Here is a 16752-nt window from a genome sequence, read left to right as displayed (position 1 = left end):
CGATAATGTCCGGTTATGCGGAACCTCCTCGTCACGGGATGTATTGCCAGGTCGGGGCACAGAACTTGCCGGGCTGGCCATCCATCGGCAGCTGCATCAGCATCTTGGCCTGGATCTTCAGGTCGAACATCAGACCGATGGCGTCGTTGATCTTGTCCGGGTTGCCATTGAAGCTCTGATGCAGGGCCTTCAACAGGTTGGAGTAGTAGGTGTTGAAGGCCTCCGACTGCACCGCCGCGACCGACTCGGCGGGGTAGTCGGCCTGCTTGGGATCGTCGATCAGGCTCTGGACGCCGGCCGGGTCGAAGGGGATAACCTCGTCAGTGAAGTACCAACTGCCGTCGGCAGCCTTTGCGATCTTCCGGCCTTTGTAGATCTCGTAGAAGCTGTAGTAGTGTGCCATGCCGTCGTCGTCACCGCCCTCGGTCCCCGCCTCCGACGAGGTCGGGGTGCCTTCGCCTTCGCGGACGATGCGGGCGATAGCATCCTGCGCGTCGGCCAGGGACAGGATCGGCTTGATGTCGGCTTCCCAGCTCGGCTCCTCGGGGATCTCGTAGCCGCTCCACACCAGGAAACTGACGAAGTCCCACGGGTTGCTGTAAGAGCCGGCCCCCGCACCGCTCAGCGTCGGGCGCACGCCATAGCCCTGCCCGTCGATGTCGTCCACCGCGCGGCTGGCCCGGATCGCCGGCGGAGATTGTGACGGCGGCCTTGCCGGCGGCATCGGTCTAGATCGATGGCGGGAAGCCCAGCGCACCAGCCGGGACGCCGACCGGCGGGTCGCCCTCGCCGCCAAGCGAGCTGTTGTCGAAGGCCAGCGCGACCTCGGCATCGGCCAGCGGCTTGCCGAAGACGGTCGCCCACACCGTGGTCTTGGCGCTGTCGCCGGGAGCCATGCGGAAGACGAACTGGTCGGCGCGCAGGGCCCTGCCGTTGCCCGGCTCCTGCCCCAGCAACGTGTCGGCGCCGGCCTTGCGCTCGGCGAGCGGGCTCGCGGCAACGGCCGACATCTGCGCATCGGTCAGAGCGATGTCGGCGATGCCGGCGGTGCGCTGGTACCAGGCATTGTCGGGGGTCACCTCGCCCAGCGGCTGGAAGCCTTGCACCGCATCGAGATAGCCGACCTGCAGCGTCTCGCCGACGATGTCGCCTCGCCATTCCTTGAACGGGATGGAGTTGCCGAGGTCGATGGCCAGCGCCTTGCGCGCCTCGTCCACCACGGCGGTGGCGTAATAGAACAGGGTCGGCGCCGATTGGCTCTGCTTCCGGCTCGGCTGCAGCTTGCGGCCCAGCGTGAAGAAGCGCGGCTCGTCCGCGCGGGCGACGCCGATGCAGCGGGTGATCAGGCCCATGGTGAAGTCGGGCAGCGGCGGATAGCGGGTGCCGTCGTCGCCGATCCAATAGCCGGCGTTGTAGCCCACCACATTGAACTTGATCGACAGCAGCCCGCTCGGCCCGGCGGCGGCCCGCAATTCCTGCAGAAAGGGCGATGCCGCGACGTCGCCCCAGGCGAGATCGGAGAGAACCGACGGTCAGGCCGCACCGTACATGCAGGCGGGATGCAGCTTGTGCTGCGGCAGCGACCCCGGCGTCAGGCTTCGCTTCCACAGGTCGGTGAAGGACGCGACGGCAAAGTTGCTGCACAGCGCGGCCTGCCTGTCACCGCCGACCAGCCGGACGACGAGCCCCCAGATGGCCGAGACCATCTGCTGCTCGCTGTCCAGATCGACCATCTTGGCCGGCGGCTGGTCGGCGGCGTCGGTCAGGGTCATCGACAGCACGGGATCGCCGGACACGGCGCTGCCGTCGCCCCGCACCTCACCGGTCACCGCGCAGTCGGTCAGCCGCCAGACACCTGTGCCGTAGGATTTTCAATAGCCGATGTCCCAGTTCGCATAATCGGCCGCCGTATAGTTCGTCCCGTCATAGTTGGACGGAAAGTTGTTGACCGTCGAAACGTCGGCGATGAACTTGCCGGTGAAATTCAGCCGCGGCCCAGTCAAATATGCCATCGCGCTTCCCCCGCTTTGTCATGATAACACTGGATAAAATCTGAATTTTGAAGCCATGCGGACGCCTATGGATCGGCTTACCCGCCCCCATCACGCAAAATTTACACGGATATACATTGCATTACGGCCGGATATGTCCGGCTGGTGCTTCAGCGTGCCTGCTCCATTTTCATCATCTTCCATATCACAAAAATAGATTAATGAAAACATAAATACACGCTTTGGGCATTGCTGTGTATCAATGAGAGCGGAAAATTGAATATGTTCAGAGATACACATTCAGATGCGCATGTTTGCTCAGCCGGTTGCCAACCTCCTGCGAGGACACCGGCGAGCATAGGTGGTGCGACAGAGCGCAGCGGCAATGCATCACCGCAATTGCCGTCACACCCCTGCCCTTCACATATGTCTTGGTTCACGGTCGGAATCCGACCATCGACGCCACTGATCCGTTCAGGATGTCCAAAGTCCGAAACTGCGAAGCCGGTTCCCAGGCCGCGGCGCGGATGGTGACGCGGCTGTACCGGTGCGGCGAAGACCGACACCGTCCGTCTCAGGCCAGCTGCATCACGGCCGCCCGCTTCAAGGAATGATGGTCGTCGTCTGCCCGGGATTGATCACCGACACCACGCCGCCCCAGTTGCACATGCACTTCGACACGTTGTCCAGCGCCGGCATATGGTCCAGCATCACCGTCTGCGCGCCCGGCACCCAGGGCGACAGGGTGGCGGGAATGCAGGGCATCGGGGTCAGCACGCCCATCGCCGCCGCCGTCGCCGAGGCCACCGTCGGGTTGGCGAGGCTGGTGCACATGCCAAACGGCATGATGTTGACCATCGGCTTGTGGTCCGTGATGTTCGCCGCCGGCTGGTTGCCGTCCATGACGCAATGGACGGGAAGCACCACGAAGGTCGACGGGGCCATCCCGAAGCTGCATTGAAGCGTCGCGCCGTTCACCACCTGCATCGGCATGCGTGCTTATCCTTCCAAATCACCGCCCAAATCACCGCTGTCGACATGACTGCATCGACTCAAATCATACCGGGGCATATTACGATTTGCCAGAATGCCCATGGTATTCACTCAAATCGTACAGCATTTTCCGCTTCGGATCATTTCTTGGGATCGACACTGCCCCTGTTGCGGCCATCGATAACAATCCATGCCGAATTCCCTACGGATTCGAATAAACCTGCCGCTACGCGGGAGTCAACATGCTCCATGCCGCCCCGCCGTCCGCCCCAATACGGTGCATCCGCGGCCGCCGGACAAACCGGGCGGCACAGCAAAGCCTTGCCTGCCGGTGATTGTTCAGCTCCTTATCCAACGGACGAAGCAGGTTCAGGCCGGACAGGAGCGGGCGCTGGTGCGCATTCACATCATCAACCCGGCGGCGGATTTCCCCGGCTACCACACGGCCGATTTCTTCGCGGCCTGGGGACTTGGCGGGCGCAGCTCGGTGGCCGACCTGTCGACCACGACCCTGGCCGCCTTCGTGCCGCCGGACTGGGACATTCGCCTGACCGACGAGGCGATCACGCCACTGCCGGACCGCCCCGCCACCGAGGACGCCGACATCGTCGCGATCACCGGCAAGTCGTCCCAGCGCAACCGCATGCTGCAGCTGGCCGACCGCTACCGCGCGATGGGGCGTTGGGTGGTGATCGGCGGCTCCTACGCCTCGCTCAGCCCGGAGGATGTCCGCCCCCACGCCGACGTGCTGGTCACCGGCGAGATCGAGGACATCGCGGCGGATCTGTTCGCCGATCTGGCCGCCGGCCGGCCGCGCGACCGGTATGAAGGGACGCGGCCCGACCTTCGGCGCTCTCCGCTGCCGCGCTGGGACCTCTATCCCAACGAGAGCGCCAACATGGGGGCGATCCAGACCTCCCGCGGCTGTCCCTTCCAGTGCGATTTCTGCGACGTGATCCAGTATCTCGGCCGCAAGCAGCGCCACAAGGATCCCGATCAAGTGATCGCCGAGCTGGACGTCCTGCACCGCCACGGCTACCGCAGCGTCTTCCTGGCCGACGACAACTTCACCGTCTACCGCAGCCGTGCGCACGACATGCTGACGGCCCTGCGGCGGTGGAACGAGGCGCATGCCGATGCGCCGATGCGCTTCATGACCCAGGTGTCGATCGACCTCGCCCGCGACGCCGATCTGATGGCGGCCTGCAAGGCGGCCGGGCTGGACAACGTCTTCATCGGCATCGAGACGATCAACGAGGACAGCCTGCGCCAGTCCGGCAAGCTGCAGAACCTGTACCAGTCGACCTCGGACGCGCTGGCCACCATCCTGTCGCACGGCATCGCGGTGTCCGGCGGCATCATCGTCGGCTTCGACGCCGACGGGCCCGACATCTTCGACCGGCTGGCCGGCTTCATCGAGGATTGCCCGGTGCCGGTGCTGTCGGTGGGCGCGCTGGTGGCGCCGCCGGGCACCCCGCTCCACGACCGTCTCGCCGCCGAGGGGCGGCTGGCCGGCGACGACGCGCAGAGTGCGGCCAACCCCTTCACCACCAACATCCACCCGGCGCGGATGAGCCGGCGCGACCTGCTCGACGGGCTGGCGCGACTGTGCGCCGACATCTACAGCCCGGCCGCCTACGCCCGCCGGATCGCGAGATTCCTTGACGCCTACGGCGGAGCGAACCGTCCCGCGCAGGCACCGCAGCCGATCCCGCTGTCACCGCTGCTGCGCAGCGTGCTGAAACGGTTGTCCGGCTTCGGCCCCGCCGAAAAGCAGATGATCCTCGACGCCATGACCGCCGCCCGCTTCAGACCCGACGCCCAGGTGGAGGTGATGGGGGCGCTGGGCCGCTATGCCCAAATCCGGCACATGCTCGGCGCCACCGCCGGGAGTACCGCCGCCAAGTGATCGCGCATCCGGGGCCGGGCGTTGCCACGGCCGAGCGGGTCATTTCTGTACCCGTGCCATCAGCTCGCCGACGATTCCGCGGCGGAAGAGCAGGACGCAGACGACGAAGATACAGCCGATCACCACCGGCACCGGCAGGCTGGTGGAGGCGAGGTAGCTTTCCAGCGTCACCACCAGTCCGGCACCGACCACCGGCCCGAACAGCGTGCCCATCCCGCCCAGCAGCGTCATCAGCACCACCTCGCCCGACATCTGCCATGTCACGTCGGTCAGGCTGGCGAGTTGGAACACCAGAGCCTTGGTCCCGCCGGCCAGACCGGCCAGCGAGGCCGACAGCACGAAGGCCACCAGCTTGTAGCGGTCGGTGCGGTAGCCGAGCGACACCGCGCGCGGCTCGTTCTCGCGGATCGCCTTCAGCACCTGGCCGAAGGGCGAATGCACCGTGCGCCAGATCAGGGCGAAGCCGGCGACGAAGATCGCCAGCACGACGTAGTACATGGTCAGCGGCTGGCTGAGGTCGAACAGCCCGAACAGCAGGCCGCGCGGCACGCCCTGGATGCCGTCCTCGCCATGGGTGAAGGGCAGCTGCAAAGCCAGGAAGAACACCATCTGGCTCAGCGCCAGCGTGATCATCGCGAAATAGATGCCTTGCCGACGGATGGCGATCAGACCGAAGACCAGTCCCAGCAGCCCCGCAACCGCGGTGGCGGCGAGCAGGCCTGCCTCCGGCGCCCAGCCCCATTCCTTCACGGTGTGGGCGGCGATGTAGGCCGCCCCGCCGAAGAAGGCGGCATGACCGAAGCTGAGCAAGCCGGCGAAGCCGATCAGCAGGTTGAAGGCGCAGGCGAACAGTGCGAAGCACAGCACCTTCATCAGAAAGACGGGATACAGGACATAGGGCGCCAGGACCGCCAGCAGCAGCCCGGCCCCGGTCAGCAGGATCTTCGGCGAGCCGCCGGACATGACAAGGCCTTCGTGCAGTGTGTCGCGGGTTTGCATGGTCATGGCTTATCTCTCCCGTCCGAACAGGCCGGCCGGCTTCACCATCAGCACCACGGCCATAATGACGAACACCACGATGTTGGACGCTTCGGGATAGAAGACCTTGGTCAGCCCCTCCAGCAGCCCCAGCCCGAGGCCGGTGACGATGGCGCCGAGGATCGAGCCCATGCCGCCGATCACCACCACCGCGAACACCACGATGATCAGGTTCGACCCCATCAGCGGCGACACCTGATAGATCGGCGCCGCCAGCACCCCGGCCAGACCGGCCAGCGCCACGCCGAAGCCGTAGGTCAGCGACACCATCACCGGCACGTTGATGCCGAAGGCCTGCACCAGCGTCGGATTCTCCGTCGCCGCCCGCAGATAGGCACCCAGCTTGGTCCGCTCGATGGCGAACCAGGTGCCCAGGCACACCAGCAGCGACGCCGCCACCACCCAGCCGCGGTAGGTCGGCAGGTACATGAAGCCCAGGTTGGTGCCGCCCTTCAGCAGGTCGGGAATGGGATAGGGCTGGCCCGACACGCCGTACTGGTGACGGAAGGCGCCCTCGAAGATCAGCGCCAGCCCGAAGGTCAGCAGCAGTCCGTACAGATGGTCGACCTTGTAGAGCCGGCGCAGCATGGTGCGCTCCAGAACCAGCCCGACGGCGCCGACCACCAGCGGCGCCAGCACCAGCGCCCCCCAATAGCCGACGCCGGCATAGCTCAGCAGCAGCCACGCCACGAAGGCGCCGACCATGTAAAGCGCGCCATGCGCCATGTTGACGACGTTGAGCATGCCGAAGATCACCGCCAGCCCCAGGCTGAGCAGCGCGTAGAAGGAGCCGTTGATCAGGCCGAGCAGAAGCTGGCCGAACAGGGCTTGCGGCGGAATGCCGAGCAGTTGGGACATCGGGCGTCTCTCTCCCGCTCACACGCCGAGATAGGTGTGGAGCTTGTCCATGTTGGCGTCGAGCTGGTCGTTGGGGATCATGTCCACCACATGGCCCTCCTCCATCACGTAATGGCGGTCGGCGATGGTGGCGGCGAAGCGGAAGTTCTGCTCCACCAGAACGATGGTGAAGCCGCGCGCCTTCAGCGCCCGCACCGCCACGCCGATCTGCTCGATGATGACCGGGGCCAGACCTTCGGTCGGCTCGTCCAGCAGGATCAGGGTGGCGCCGGTGCGCAGGATGCGGGCGATCGCCAGCATCTGCTGCTCGCCGCCCGACAGGCGTGTTCCTTGCGTCGAGCCGCGGCCCTTCAGGTTGGGGAACAGGTCGTAGATCTGCGGCACCGTCATGCCGCCATCCTTCACCACCGGCGGCAGTGTCAGGTTCTCGTCGACGCTGAGGCTTGAGAAGATGCCGCGCTCCTCCGGCACATAGCCGATGCCAAGGCGCGGGATCTTGTGCTGGGCCATGCCGATCAGCTCGGTGCCCTGGAAGCGGATGGAGCCGGTGCGCTTGCCCATGATCCCCATGATGGCGCGCATGGTGGAGGTCTTGCCGGCGCCGTTGCGGCCCAGCAGCGTCACCACCTCGCCCTGCCTCACCTCCAGGCTGACGCCGTGCAGCACATGGCTTTCGCCGTAGTAGCCGTGCAGGTCGGCGATCTCCAGCATCGCCGTCCCCGTTTGGGCGGTCTTGGTGTGCATCCCGTCAGGCATGTCCGGTCCCCCCCGTGCCCATATAAGCTTCCATCACCTGCGGGTTCCTGGAGACGACCTCGTAGGGTCCCTCCGCCAGGATCTCGCCGCGGCGCAGAACGGTGATGGTGTCCGACAGGTGGGCGACCACCGACAGGTTATGCTCCACCATCAGCACGGTACGGTCGGCGGCGACCCGCTTGATGAGAGCCGCCGTGCCTTCGATGTCCTCATGGCCCATGCCGGCCAGCGGCTCGTCGAGCAGCATCACCTCCGGGTCGAGCGCCAGGGTGGTGGCGATCTCCAGCGCGCGCTTGCGGCCATAGGGCAGCTCGGCGGCGGTGTGGCCGGCCCAGGGGGTGAGGTTCACCGCCTCGATCAGCTCTAGCGCCCGGTCGTGCAGGTCGTAGAGCGACGATTCGGACTTCCAGAAATGGAAGCTGGTGCCGAGCGGCCTCTGCAAGGCGACGCGGACATTCTCCAGCACGCTGAGATGCGGGAAGACGGCCGAGATCTGGAAGGAGCGGACCAGCCCCATCAGCGCGATGTCGGCCGGCTTGGTGCGGGTGATGTCGCGGCCCTTGTAGAGGATCTGGCCGCGCGTTGGCGTCAGGAACTTGGTCAGCAGGTTGAACACCGTGCTCTTGCCGGCGCCGTTCGGGCCGATCAGCGCGTGGATGGTGCCCCGCTTCACTTGCAGGTTCACATCCCGAACCGCCACGAAGCCCTTGAACTCCTTCGTCAGGTTGCGCGCTTCCAGGATGATGTCTGACACCGCATTTCCTCCACTCGCGCCATTGAGTTCAGCTTTTTGTTGCAGAAACATTTTGTTGAGAGCCCCTGCGTCGATGAGCCCTGAACACGCCCTGTTTCACATTTGCGGCGTTCACCATGCCAATTCGAGGATCTCCCGGACATCATCCTCCCCGGTGATCGGACGCGGGTTGCTGCGCACCATCATGTTTTGCATGGCCCCTGCCGCGATGGCTGCGAAATGGTCGCGCGTCACCCCGACCGACCGCAGGCTGCCCGGCTGGCCGAGAGCGTGCACCAGATCGGCGACCGCCGCTGCGGCGTCGCCGTCCCCCCACTCCAGCGCGCGGGCCACGAGCGCTTGGCGGTCAGCGTTCACAGCCCGGTTCCAGCGCAGCACGCTGGGCAACATCACGCAGGAGCAATGGCCGTGCGGCACGCCGGCGACCGCGCCGAGCTGGTGGCCGATGCCGTGGCTGGCGCCCCACTCCACCCGGCCGAGCCCGGTCGTGGCCAGCCAGACACCGAGCTGGCTTTCCAGCCGGGCATCGAGATCGTCCGGCCGCTCCCGGTTGGCCCGCAGCGCGCGCGCCAGCATCGTCAGCCCGTGCAGGCACGTCGCGTCGGTGAAGGGCTGCGGCCGGCGCGAGCAGACCGTTTCCACCGCATGGTCGACGGCGCGGATGCCGGTGGACAGCCACAGCCGCTCCGGCGTGTGGACCGTCACGGCGGGGTCGAGGATCACCACCTGCCCACCGATGTGCCGTCCGGTGTAGAGATCCTTGACCCGGCGCTCCGGGTCGGTGGCACCGCCCAGGTTGGAGAACTCGGCCCCCGACAGGGTGGTCGGCACGATGATCTGGCGCAGCGGCGGATCCTTCACCACCGGGACGATACGGCTTCCGTCCTCAGCGACCCGGATGCGGACGGTGTCGAAGCCGGCCGCGTCGGTGATCCCCTCGGCCAGCGCCACCAGCGCCACCTTCACCGTGTCTATCGGCGTTCCGCCGCCGACGGTGACGATCAGGTCCGGTTGGAGCCGCCGCACCTCCCTGGCCAAAGCGAGGACGGAGGCGCGCGGCACATGCTCGACGCAGCCGTCGAAGACCCCGGCGCAGGCATCGCCGAGCGCCGCACGGATGGCCGCGACGACGTCGGTGGAACGGCTCAGCGTCCGGCTCGCCACGATCAGCGGGCGCCGCTTGCCCAGCGTCGCGACGGTCGCCGCCACGGCCTCGGCCGCCGGCCGGCCGTAGATGACCCGGTCCTGCGCCAGGAACTCATAGACACCCACCTGCATCGCCGTTCCCCCGTTTGCTGGTCCCGTCGCGCCGACCGGCGTTACCGCCCGGTTACTGCCAAGTTACTGCCCGACCAGCGGGCAGCCACCTTCGGACATCGGGCGGTAAGCCTCGTCGCCGGGCACACGGCCCAGGATCTTGTAATAGTCCCAGGCGCCCTTGGATTCCGCCGGGCTCTTGACCTGGAACAGGTACATGTCACGGACGACACGCCCATCGGCCCGGATCTTGAAATTGTCGCTGAACATGTCGTTGACCGGGATCTCCTTCATCGTCTTCGACACGGTCAGGGAGTCGTCGGTCCCGGCCTTCTCGACCGCTTTCAGATAATGCAGCACCGCACCGTAGACGCCGGCCTGCGCCGCCGTCGGCGCACGGCCGCCGAACCGCTCCATGAACTTGCGCGACCAGGCGCGGGTCTTCTCGTCCTGGTCCCAATAGAAGGACTCGGTGAACACCAGCCCCTGCGCGTCCTTCAGGCCGATCGAATGGACGTCGGTGATGAAGATCAGCAACCCGACCAGCCTCTGCCCGCTCTGGACGATGCCGAACTCGGCGGCCTGCTTGATCGCGTTCACCGTGTCGCCGCCGGCGTTCGCCAGCCCGATGATCTTGCTCTTGGACGCCTGCGCCTGAAGCAGATAGGACGAGAAATCGAGGGTGTTCAGCGGATGGCGCACGGTTCCCATAACCTTGCCGCCGGCCTTCTCGACGAAGGCGATGCCGTCGCGCTCCTGCGAATGGCTGCCGGCGTTGTCGCCGGTCAAGAAAAACCAGGTGTCGGCGCCCTGCTTGACCAGCCCGCGCACGGTGCTGTTGGCCATGGCGTAGCTGTCATAGGTCCAGTGGATCGTCGTCGGCGCGCAGGACTTGCCGGTGAAATCGGTCGAGGCCGGACCCGACAGCATCAGCATCCGGTTCTTCTCGCGGGTCACGCTCAGCACGCCGAGCGCGGTGGCGGAGTGCGGCACGTCGACAATGGCGTCCACCCCGTCGCGGTCGATCCATTCCCGGGCGATGGCCGACCCGACGTCGGGCTTGTTCTGGTGGTCAGCGCTGACGAGGACGACCGGCTTGCCGGCGACCTTGCCGCCGAACTCCTCCACCGCCATTTTCGCGGCGACGACCGAGCCCTCGCCGCCGAGATCGGCGTAGAGCCCCGAGCGGTCGTTCAACACGCCGATCTTGACGGTGCCGTCGGAGATCTGTGCCACCGCCGGCCCGCCCGCAACAATGCCGGCCGCCAAGGCGGCGATGAACGCAATGCGCATTTCGTGTCCTCCCAGAATGTTGTTTTTCAAAGTCGTCTTCAGCCGTTCGATCGGCTTTGCCGTCTCAGCGCACGCGCTCAAGCACGCTGACATAGTTGGCGACGGCGGCACCGCCCATGTTGAAGATGCCGCCCTTGGTCGCCCCCGGAATCTGGACACCGCTGGCCGCGCCCATGAGCTGCATGGCGGTCAGCACATGCATCGACACGCCGGTCGCGCCGATCGGGTGTCCCTTGGCCTTGAGCCCGCCCGACGGGTTGACGGGCAGCCGCCCGCCGACCTCGGTCCAGCCCTCCAGCAGGGCGCGGTGTCCCTCACCCGGCGGCGTCAGCCCCATCGCCTCATATTCGATCAGCTCGGCGATGGTGAAGCAGTCGTGCGTCTCAACGAAATCGAGATCGTCGAGCGTCAGCCCGGCCTGCTCCAGTGCCTTGCGCCAGGCAACCGAACAGCCCTCGAAGCGGGTCATGTCACGCCGGCCCATCGGCAGGAAATCGTTGACCTGCGCCTGAGACCGCAGCCCAACCGACTTGGCGGCCCCCATCGCGACGTCGCCATGGACCAGCACCAGCGCCGCCGCCCCGTCGGACACCATCGAACAGTCGGTTCGGCGCAGCGGCCCGGCGACCAGCGGATTGCGCTCGGACACCGTCCGGCAGAACTCAACGCCGAGATCCTTGCGCATGTGGGCCAGCGGATTGGCGGCGCCGTTCCGGTGGTTCTTGGCGGCGATCAGCGCCAGCGCGTCCGACCGGTCGCCGTAACGCTGAAAATAGAGCTGGGCGATGCGGCCGAAGATCCCGGCGAAGGACAGATCGCTGCCGTCCTCCTCCGCCAGATAGCTGGCCGAGGCCAGTGACGCCTGCACCTGCGCGGCCGGCGCCGCGGTCATCTTCTCCACCCCGACGACCAGCACCGAACGCGCCCGCCCGGCACCGATGGCCATCGCCGCCTGACGGATCGCGGCGGACCCGGTGGCGCAGGCGTTCTCGACGCGGGTTGCCGGCTTGAAGCGCAGGGCGTCGGCCGCCTGCAAGGCGAGCGAGGCGGGAAAGCCCTGCGGATCGAGGCCTTGGTTGAAATGGCCGACGATGATCTCGTCGATGTCGGCGGGTGCCAGCCCGGCGTCGGCGATCGCCTCGGCGGCGACGCGCACCACCAGGGATTCAAGGGTTTCGTCGTCCAGCTTGCCGAAGCGGGTATGTGCCCAACCGATGATGTGTCCCAGCATGGTCTGACCTTCGTATCGGGGAGAGAGGCGTGGCAGGGGACCATGGGGCTCCGGAGCCGCGCCAGAGCGGAAGGACCATTCAGCACCCGCAGGGGCGCCGTCGTTCCGCATTTATAGTCTGACAATCGAACTATTGATTCGCCGCACCGGCGCTGTCAATCACCTTTCAAGCACTGATCGCCGCTTTCAACCGCAGCGATCTTTGCGCCACGGTTGGCAATATCGCAATTTTCCGGTTCGGGCGCCATATCGGAGCCTATTGACGGACGTCCGATTTTGCACATACGATCCGATAGTCGGACTATAAATCGGCCGGTGCGGCGACCCACCCGCCAATCCGCCCCCTTTCCCAGCCCCTTTCCCGGACCGACCATGCCGCTTGAGAATTCGATGTTCCGCGCTCCCGAAGACACCGCCCGGCTGGACTGGGCGGCGATCGCCGGCCATCTCGCGGCGCACGGGCTGCGGCTCGACCGCGAAACCCCACCCCGCCAGTTCACCGGCGGACTCGCCAATCTGAATTTCCTGGTGTCGGTCAATGGGACACCGGCCGTCCTGCGCTCGCCGCCGCCGGGACCGCTGCCGCCGGGCGCCAACGACATGGCACGGGAGCACCGCATCCTCAGCCGGCTGTGGCGCACCCTGCCGTTGGCGCCGAAAAGCCTGCATCTGTGCGAGGATGCCGGGGTCGCCGGCCATCCCTTCATCCTGCTGGAGCACCGGCCGGGCGTGACGCTGGCCGGTTCCACGCCGCCGCTGCTGGAGCAGCACCCGGATGCGGGGGCGCGGCTGGGACCGCTGCTGGTCGACTGCCTGGCCGACATCCACGCCGTCGACCCGGCCGCCGTCGGGCTTGGTGACTTCGGGCGGCCGGACGGCTTCCTCGACCGTGCGGTCGCCGGCTGGAGCAAGCGCGCCCATCTCTCCGCCGGGCCGGACGGCCCGCCGGCGCCGGCCGTCGAGCTGACGGTGTGGCTGGCGGACCAGCTGACCCGCGTCCGACCCGGCCCGGCGACCCTGCTGCACAACGACTTCAAGCTGGACAACCTGATCCTCGACCCGGAGCGGCTGGAGCCGGTCGCCATCCTCGACTGGGACCAGGGCACGCGCGGCGACCCGCTGTTCGATCTCGCCACCCTGCTCAGCTATTGGACGGAGGCCGGCGACCCGCCGGTGATGCACGATCTGGCGCAGATGCCGACGGCCGGTTTCGGCTTCCCGAGCCGCCGGGAGGCGGCCGAGCGCTACGCCGCCCGCACCGGCCGCGACCTGTCGGAGTTCCGGTTCCACCGCGTGCTCGCCCTGTTCAAGCTGGCGGTGGTCTTCCAGCAGCTCCACGACCGCTACCGCAGCGGCACCACCAGCGACCCGCGCTACGCCGGCTTCGGTGCCATCGCGCGCGGCCTCTTCGATTTTACCCACGACATCGCCCAGGGGCGCGGCTTCTGAAGCGCCCCCTCCCCTCGACGCTCATTGCCAGGGACAGGAACCCCGATGGATTTCTCGCTGCCGCCCGACCTGATCGCGCTGAGGGACCGCACCCGGTCCTTCGTGCGCGACGTCCTCATCCCGCTGGAGAACGACCCGCGCCAGGGTCCACACGGGCCGACCGACGATTTCCGCCGCGAGCTGAACGCGCTGGCCCGCGACGCCGGGCTGCTCGCCCCGCACATGCCCGGGGAGTGGGGCGGGCTGGGGCTCGACCACCGCGGCAAGGCGGTGGTGTTCGAGGCGGCCGGCTACGGGCTGCTCGGGCCGCTGGCGCTCAACATCGCCGCCCCCGACGAGGGCAACCAGCACCTGCTGGAGCAGGTGGCAGACGAGCGGCAGAAGCGCCGCTGGCTCGCTCCCATGGCGTCCGGCGAGATCCGCTCCTGCTTCGCGATGACCGAGCCGCATCCGGGGGCCGGCTCCGACCCGTCACTGCTGCTTACCAGCTACCGCCGGACCCCCGGCGGCTACGTGATCAACGGCACCAAATGGCTGATCAGCGGCGCCGAGGGGGCCGGCGTCTGCATCATCATGGCGCGCGACGAGGCCTCCCCCGACGGCGAGCCACGCGCCACCATGTTCCTCGCCGACATGGACCGGCCCGGCATCGTGATCGAGCGCACGCTCGACACGCTGGACCAGAGCTTCCCCGGCGGGCACTGCGTGGTGTCCTTCCAGGATTTGTTCGTCCCGGAGGAGGATGTGCTGGGCCGCGAGGGCGAGGGGTTCCGCTATGCCCAGGTCCGGCTGGCGCCGGCCCGGCTGACCCACTGCATGCGCTGGCTGGGAGCCGCGCACCGCGCCCACGACGTCGCCACCGCCTACGCCCGCGAACGCCGCGCCTTCGGCAAGGCGCTGATCGACCATGAGGGGATCGGCTTCCAGCTCGCCGACAACGAGCTCGATCTCCATACTTGCGGGCTGGTCGTGGCGCACGCCGCCTGGGTGCTCGACCAGGGCGGCAAGGGGCGCCATGAATCGAGCGTCGCCAAAGTGATCTGCTCCGAAGCCATCTGGCGCGTGGTCGACCGCAGCCTCCAGGTCCTCGGCGGACTCGGCACCACCCGCGACACGGTGGTCGAGCGCATCTTCCGCGAGGTGCGGCCCTTCCGCATCTACGACGGCCCGTCCGAGGTCCACCGCTGGAGCATTGCGCGCAAGCTGGCGCGGGAGGAGGCCCGATGAGCGCCCCCACCCTGCAACAGCGCGTGGCCGGCCTGTTCGACCTGACCGGGACGGTGGCCGTGGTCACCGGCGGCGGGCGCGGCATCGGCCGCTCGATCGCCGAAGGGCTGGCCGGCTTCGGAGCCGAGGTGGTGCTGAGCGGCCGCAACGGCGCCGTCCTCGCCGCCACCGCCGAGGCGATGACGGCGCAAGGCGCCAAGGTCTGGTGGCAGGCCGCCGACGTCTCGCGCGAGGAGGAGGTGGCGGCCCTGCACGCCGCCGTTCTGGAACGCCACGGCCGAACCGACGTCCTGGTCAACAACGCCGGCATCAACCCGATCTACAAGGCGGCGGAATCGCTGACCCGCGAGGATTGGCAGCCGATCATCGACATCAATCTGGGCGGCGTCTTCCACTGCTGCCGCCATTTCGGCGCCGCGATGGTGGAGCGCAAGGCGGGCAGCATCATCAACATCAGCTCTGTCGGCGGCCATGTCGGCCTGCGCAAGACTCTGCCTTACTGCGCCGCCAAGGGCGGGGTGGAGCTGATGACGAAATCGCTGGCGGTCGACTGGGCGGCCTCCGGCGTCCGCGTCAACAGCATCGCCCCCGGCTTCGTCGAGACCGACCTGACCGCCGGCATGCGCGAGCACGAGCAACTCTCCCGCCGCCTGCTCGGCCAAACCCCGATGGGCCGCTTCTGCGGACCGGACGAGCTGATCGGCGCCGCCGTGTTCCTGGCGTCCGCCGCCTCGGCCTACGTCACCGGGCACAGCATTCTGGTCGATGGCGGGTGGACCGCGCAATGACGACCTCCCCCAACACCCCCTTCGCCGATGCGCTGGCCGGGCTGGTCGTGCTCGACCTGACCCGCCTGCTGCCGGGCGCCTTCTGCACCCAGCTCCTCGCCGATCTGGGGGCCACGGTCGTCAAGATCGAGGAGCCCGGACGCGGCGATTACAACCGCGCTTTCGAACCGCTGAACGTGGCGGAATCCGGCTCCTTCCTGCTGCTGAACCGCAACAAGAAGAGCGTTACGCTGAACCTGAAGACCGAGGAGGGCAAGTCGATCCTCAAGCGCCTCGCCGCCAAGGCGGACGTGCTGGTCGAGGGCTTCCGCCCCGGCGTGATGGACCGGCTGGGCGTCGGCTACGAGACGCTGGCCCGCGAGAACCCGCGCCTGGTCTATTGCGCGATCTCCGGCTTCGGGCAGGACGGTCCCCTCGCCAAGGCGCCCGGCCACGACCTCAACTACATGGCGATCGCCGGCGCCCTGCCGCTGTTCGGCAAGGCCGGAGAGGATCCCATCGTGCCGGGCCTGTCGATCGCCGACCAGGGTGGTGGCTCGCTGATGGCGGCCTTCGGCATCCTGGCGGCGGTGCTTGGCCGGCAGCACACCGGTCGCGGGCAGTTCGTCGACGTTTCGATGACCGATGGGGTGGTGGCTTGGCTGGCCTACCATGCCGCCGACCGCTTCTTCGCCGGCATCGAGCCCCGGGGGGGCGAGCGCCGCTTCCTAGGGCAGGCGCCCTGCTACAATGTCTTTCGCTGCGCCGACGGCCGCTGCATCACGCTCGGCTGCATCGAGGAGAACTTTTGGCACCGCTTCTGCGATCTGGCGGGGCTGGAGGATCTGAAGGACCGGCAATGGCCCGAGGGGGCCGAGGCCGCCGCCCAGATGGCGCGCGTCGCCGACCATATGGCCAGTCGGACCTGCTCCGAGTGGATGGAGCTGCTCGGCCCTGCCGACCTGCCGGTCGTTCCGGTCAACAGCATGAGCGAGGCGTTCGAGCACCCCCAGCTCAAGCACCGGAACATGCTTCTGCACATGGACCACCCGGTCGAAGGACGCATCCCGCAGCTCGGCTTCCCAATCAAATTCTCCGGCACGCCGGGCCGGTTGCGCACACCGCCGCCGCTGCTGGGCGAGCACACCGATGAAATCCTGGCCACGCTCGGTTATGACGGCGACGACATCGCGCGGCTGCGCTCGGACAAGGTCCTGTGACCGCGGATC

At 67.4% G+C, this 16752-nt stretch carries 17 protein-coding genes; 5 read left to right on the top strand and 12 right to left on the bottom strand.

Annotation, left to right across the window (positions count from 1 at the left end):
* Window positions 1-31: 31 nt before the first annotated feature.
* The 5 genes from M5E06_RS25960 to M5E06_RS25940 form a co-directional block, all read right to left on the bottom strand.
* Window positions 32-724, bottom strand: a complete 693-nt coding sequence (locus tag M5E06_RS25960; RefSeq protein ID WP_252140686.1) for a ferritin-like domain-containing protein — start codon at window positions 722-724, stop codon at window positions 32-34.
* Window positions 725-728: 4 nt separating this feature from the next.
* Window positions 729-1472 (bottom strand): hypothetical protein, encoded by a 744-nt coding sequence (locus tag M5E06_RS25955; protein WP_252140685.1) that lies wholly within the window; start codon window positions 1470-1472, stop codon window positions 729-731.
* A 60-nt stretch (window positions 1473-1532) separates the two neighbouring features.
* On the bottom strand, window positions 1533-1829 hold the full coding sequence (locus M5E06_RS25950) for a hypothetical protein (protein WP_252140684.1): 297 nt from the start codon (window positions 1827-1829) through the stop codon (window positions 1533-1535).
* 42 nt (window positions 1830-1871) lie between these two features.
* Window positions 1872-2012, bottom strand: a complete 141-nt coding sequence (locus M5E06_RS25945) for a hypothetical protein (RefSeq protein ID WP_252140683.1) — start codon at window positions 2010-2012, stop codon at window positions 1872-1874.
* Between the two features lie 582 nt (window positions 2013-2594).
* Window positions 2595-2984 (bottom strand): DUF4280 domain-containing protein, encoded by a 390-nt coding sequence (locus tag M5E06_RS25940; RefSeq protein WP_252140682.1) that lies wholly within the window; start codon window positions 2982-2984, stop codon window positions 2595-2597.
* 394 nt (window positions 2985-3378) lie between these two features.
* Between M5E06_RS25940 and M5E06_RS25935 the strand changes: the two genes are divergently transcribed.
* The gene (locus M5E06_RS25935; protein ID WP_252140681.1) at window positions 3379-4893 is read left to right on the top strand and encodes a B12-binding domain-containing radical SAM protein; all 1515 of its coding nucleotides are present in this window, start codon (window positions 3379-3381) and stop codon (window positions 4891-4893) included.
* A gap of 39 nt (window positions 4894-4932) precedes the next feature.
* On the opposite strand, the gene M5E06_RS25930 is transcribed toward M5E06_RS25935, so the two are convergent.
* From M5E06_RS25930 to M5E06_RS25900, 7 genes are all read right to left on the bottom strand, one after another.
* Window positions 4933-5856 carry a branched-chain amino acid ABC transporter permease gene (locus M5E06_RS25930; protein WP_252141033.1) on the bottom strand — a complete coding sequence of 308 codons (924 nt, stop codon included), beginning with the start codon at window positions 5854-5856 and terminating at the stop codon, window positions 4933-4935.
* Between the two features lie 45 nt (window positions 5857-5901).
* Window positions 5902-6789, bottom strand: coding sequence for a branched-chain amino acid ABC transporter permease (locus M5E06_RS25925; RefSeq protein WP_252140680.1), 888 nt, complete (start codon window positions 6787-6789; stop codon window positions 5902-5904).
* 18 nt (window positions 6790-6807) lie between these two features.
* Window positions 6808-7545 (bottom strand): ABC transporter ATP-binding protein, encoded by a 738-nt coding sequence (locus tag M5E06_RS25920; RefSeq protein ID WP_252140679.1) that lies wholly within the window; start codon window positions 7543-7545, stop codon window positions 6808-6810.
* Entirely contained in the window at window positions 7538-8299 is a 762-nt protein-coding gene (locus M5E06_RS25915; RefSeq protein WP_252140678.1) for an ABC transporter ATP-binding protein, read from the bottom strand. Before M5E06_RS25915 ends, M5E06_RS25920 begins: the two co-directional genes overlap by 8 nt.
* Before the next feature lie 111 nt (window positions 8300-8410).
* The gene (locus M5E06_RS25910) at window positions 8411-9577 is read right to left on the bottom strand and encodes an iron-containing alcohol dehydrogenase (RefSeq protein WP_252140677.1); all 1167 of its coding nucleotides are present in this window, start codon (window positions 9575-9577) and stop codon (window positions 8411-8413) included.
* Between the two features lie 63 nt (window positions 9578-9640).
* On the bottom strand, window positions 9641-10849 hold the full coding sequence (locus M5E06_RS25905; RefSeq protein ID WP_252140676.1) for an ABC transporter substrate-binding protein: 1209 nt from the start codon (window positions 10847-10849) through the stop codon (window positions 9641-9643).
* A 64-nt stretch (window positions 10850-10913) separates the two neighbouring features.
* Complete coding sequence (locus M5E06_RS25900) at window positions 10914-12080, bottom strand: acetyl-CoA acetyltransferase (RefSeq protein WP_252140675.1); 1167 nt, start codon at window positions 12078-12080, stop codon at window positions 10914-10916.
* Window positions 12081-12452: 372 nt separating this feature from the next.
* On the opposite strand from M5E06_RS25900, the gene M5E06_RS25895 reads away from it, so the two are divergent.
* The 4 genes from M5E06_RS25895 to M5E06_RS25880 are packed head-to-tail and all read left to right on the top strand — an operon-like array spanning window position 12453 to window position 16743.
* A complete protein-coding gene (locus tag M5E06_RS25895; protein WP_252140674.1) occupies window positions 12453-13529 on the top strand; it encodes a phosphotransferase family protein in 1077 nt (358 codons plus the stop codon).
* A 45-nt stretch (window positions 13530-13574) separates the two neighbouring features.
* Window positions 13575-14756: an acyl-CoA dehydrogenase family protein gene (locus M5E06_RS25890; protein ID WP_252140673.1), complete on the top strand. Its 1182-nt coding sequence runs from the start codon at window positions 13575-13577 to the stop codon at window positions 14754-14756.
* On the top strand, window positions 14753-15544 hold the full coding sequence (locus M5E06_RS25885) for an SDR family NAD(P)-dependent oxidoreductase (RefSeq protein ID WP_252140672.1): 792 nt from the start codon (window positions 14753-14755) through the stop codon (window positions 15542-15544). Before M5E06_RS25890 ends, M5E06_RS25885 begins: the two co-directional genes overlap by 4 nt.
* Window positions 15541-16743 (top strand): CaiB/BaiF CoA transferase family protein, encoded by a 1203-nt coding sequence (locus tag M5E06_RS25880; RefSeq protein ID WP_252140671.1) that lies wholly within the window; start codon window positions 15541-15543, stop codon window positions 16741-16743. The genes M5E06_RS25885 and M5E06_RS25880 overlap by 4 nt, the downstream gene beginning before the upstream one ends.
* Window positions 16744-16752: the final 9 nt, after the last annotated feature.

The sequence above is a fragment of the Azospirillum sp. A1-3 genome (assembly GCF_023806445.1).
Lineage (GTDB): Bacteria > Pseudomonadota > Alphaproteobacteria > Azospirillales > Azospirillaceae > Azospirillum.
This window is presented reverse-complemented; position numbering and strand designations above follow the sequence as displayed.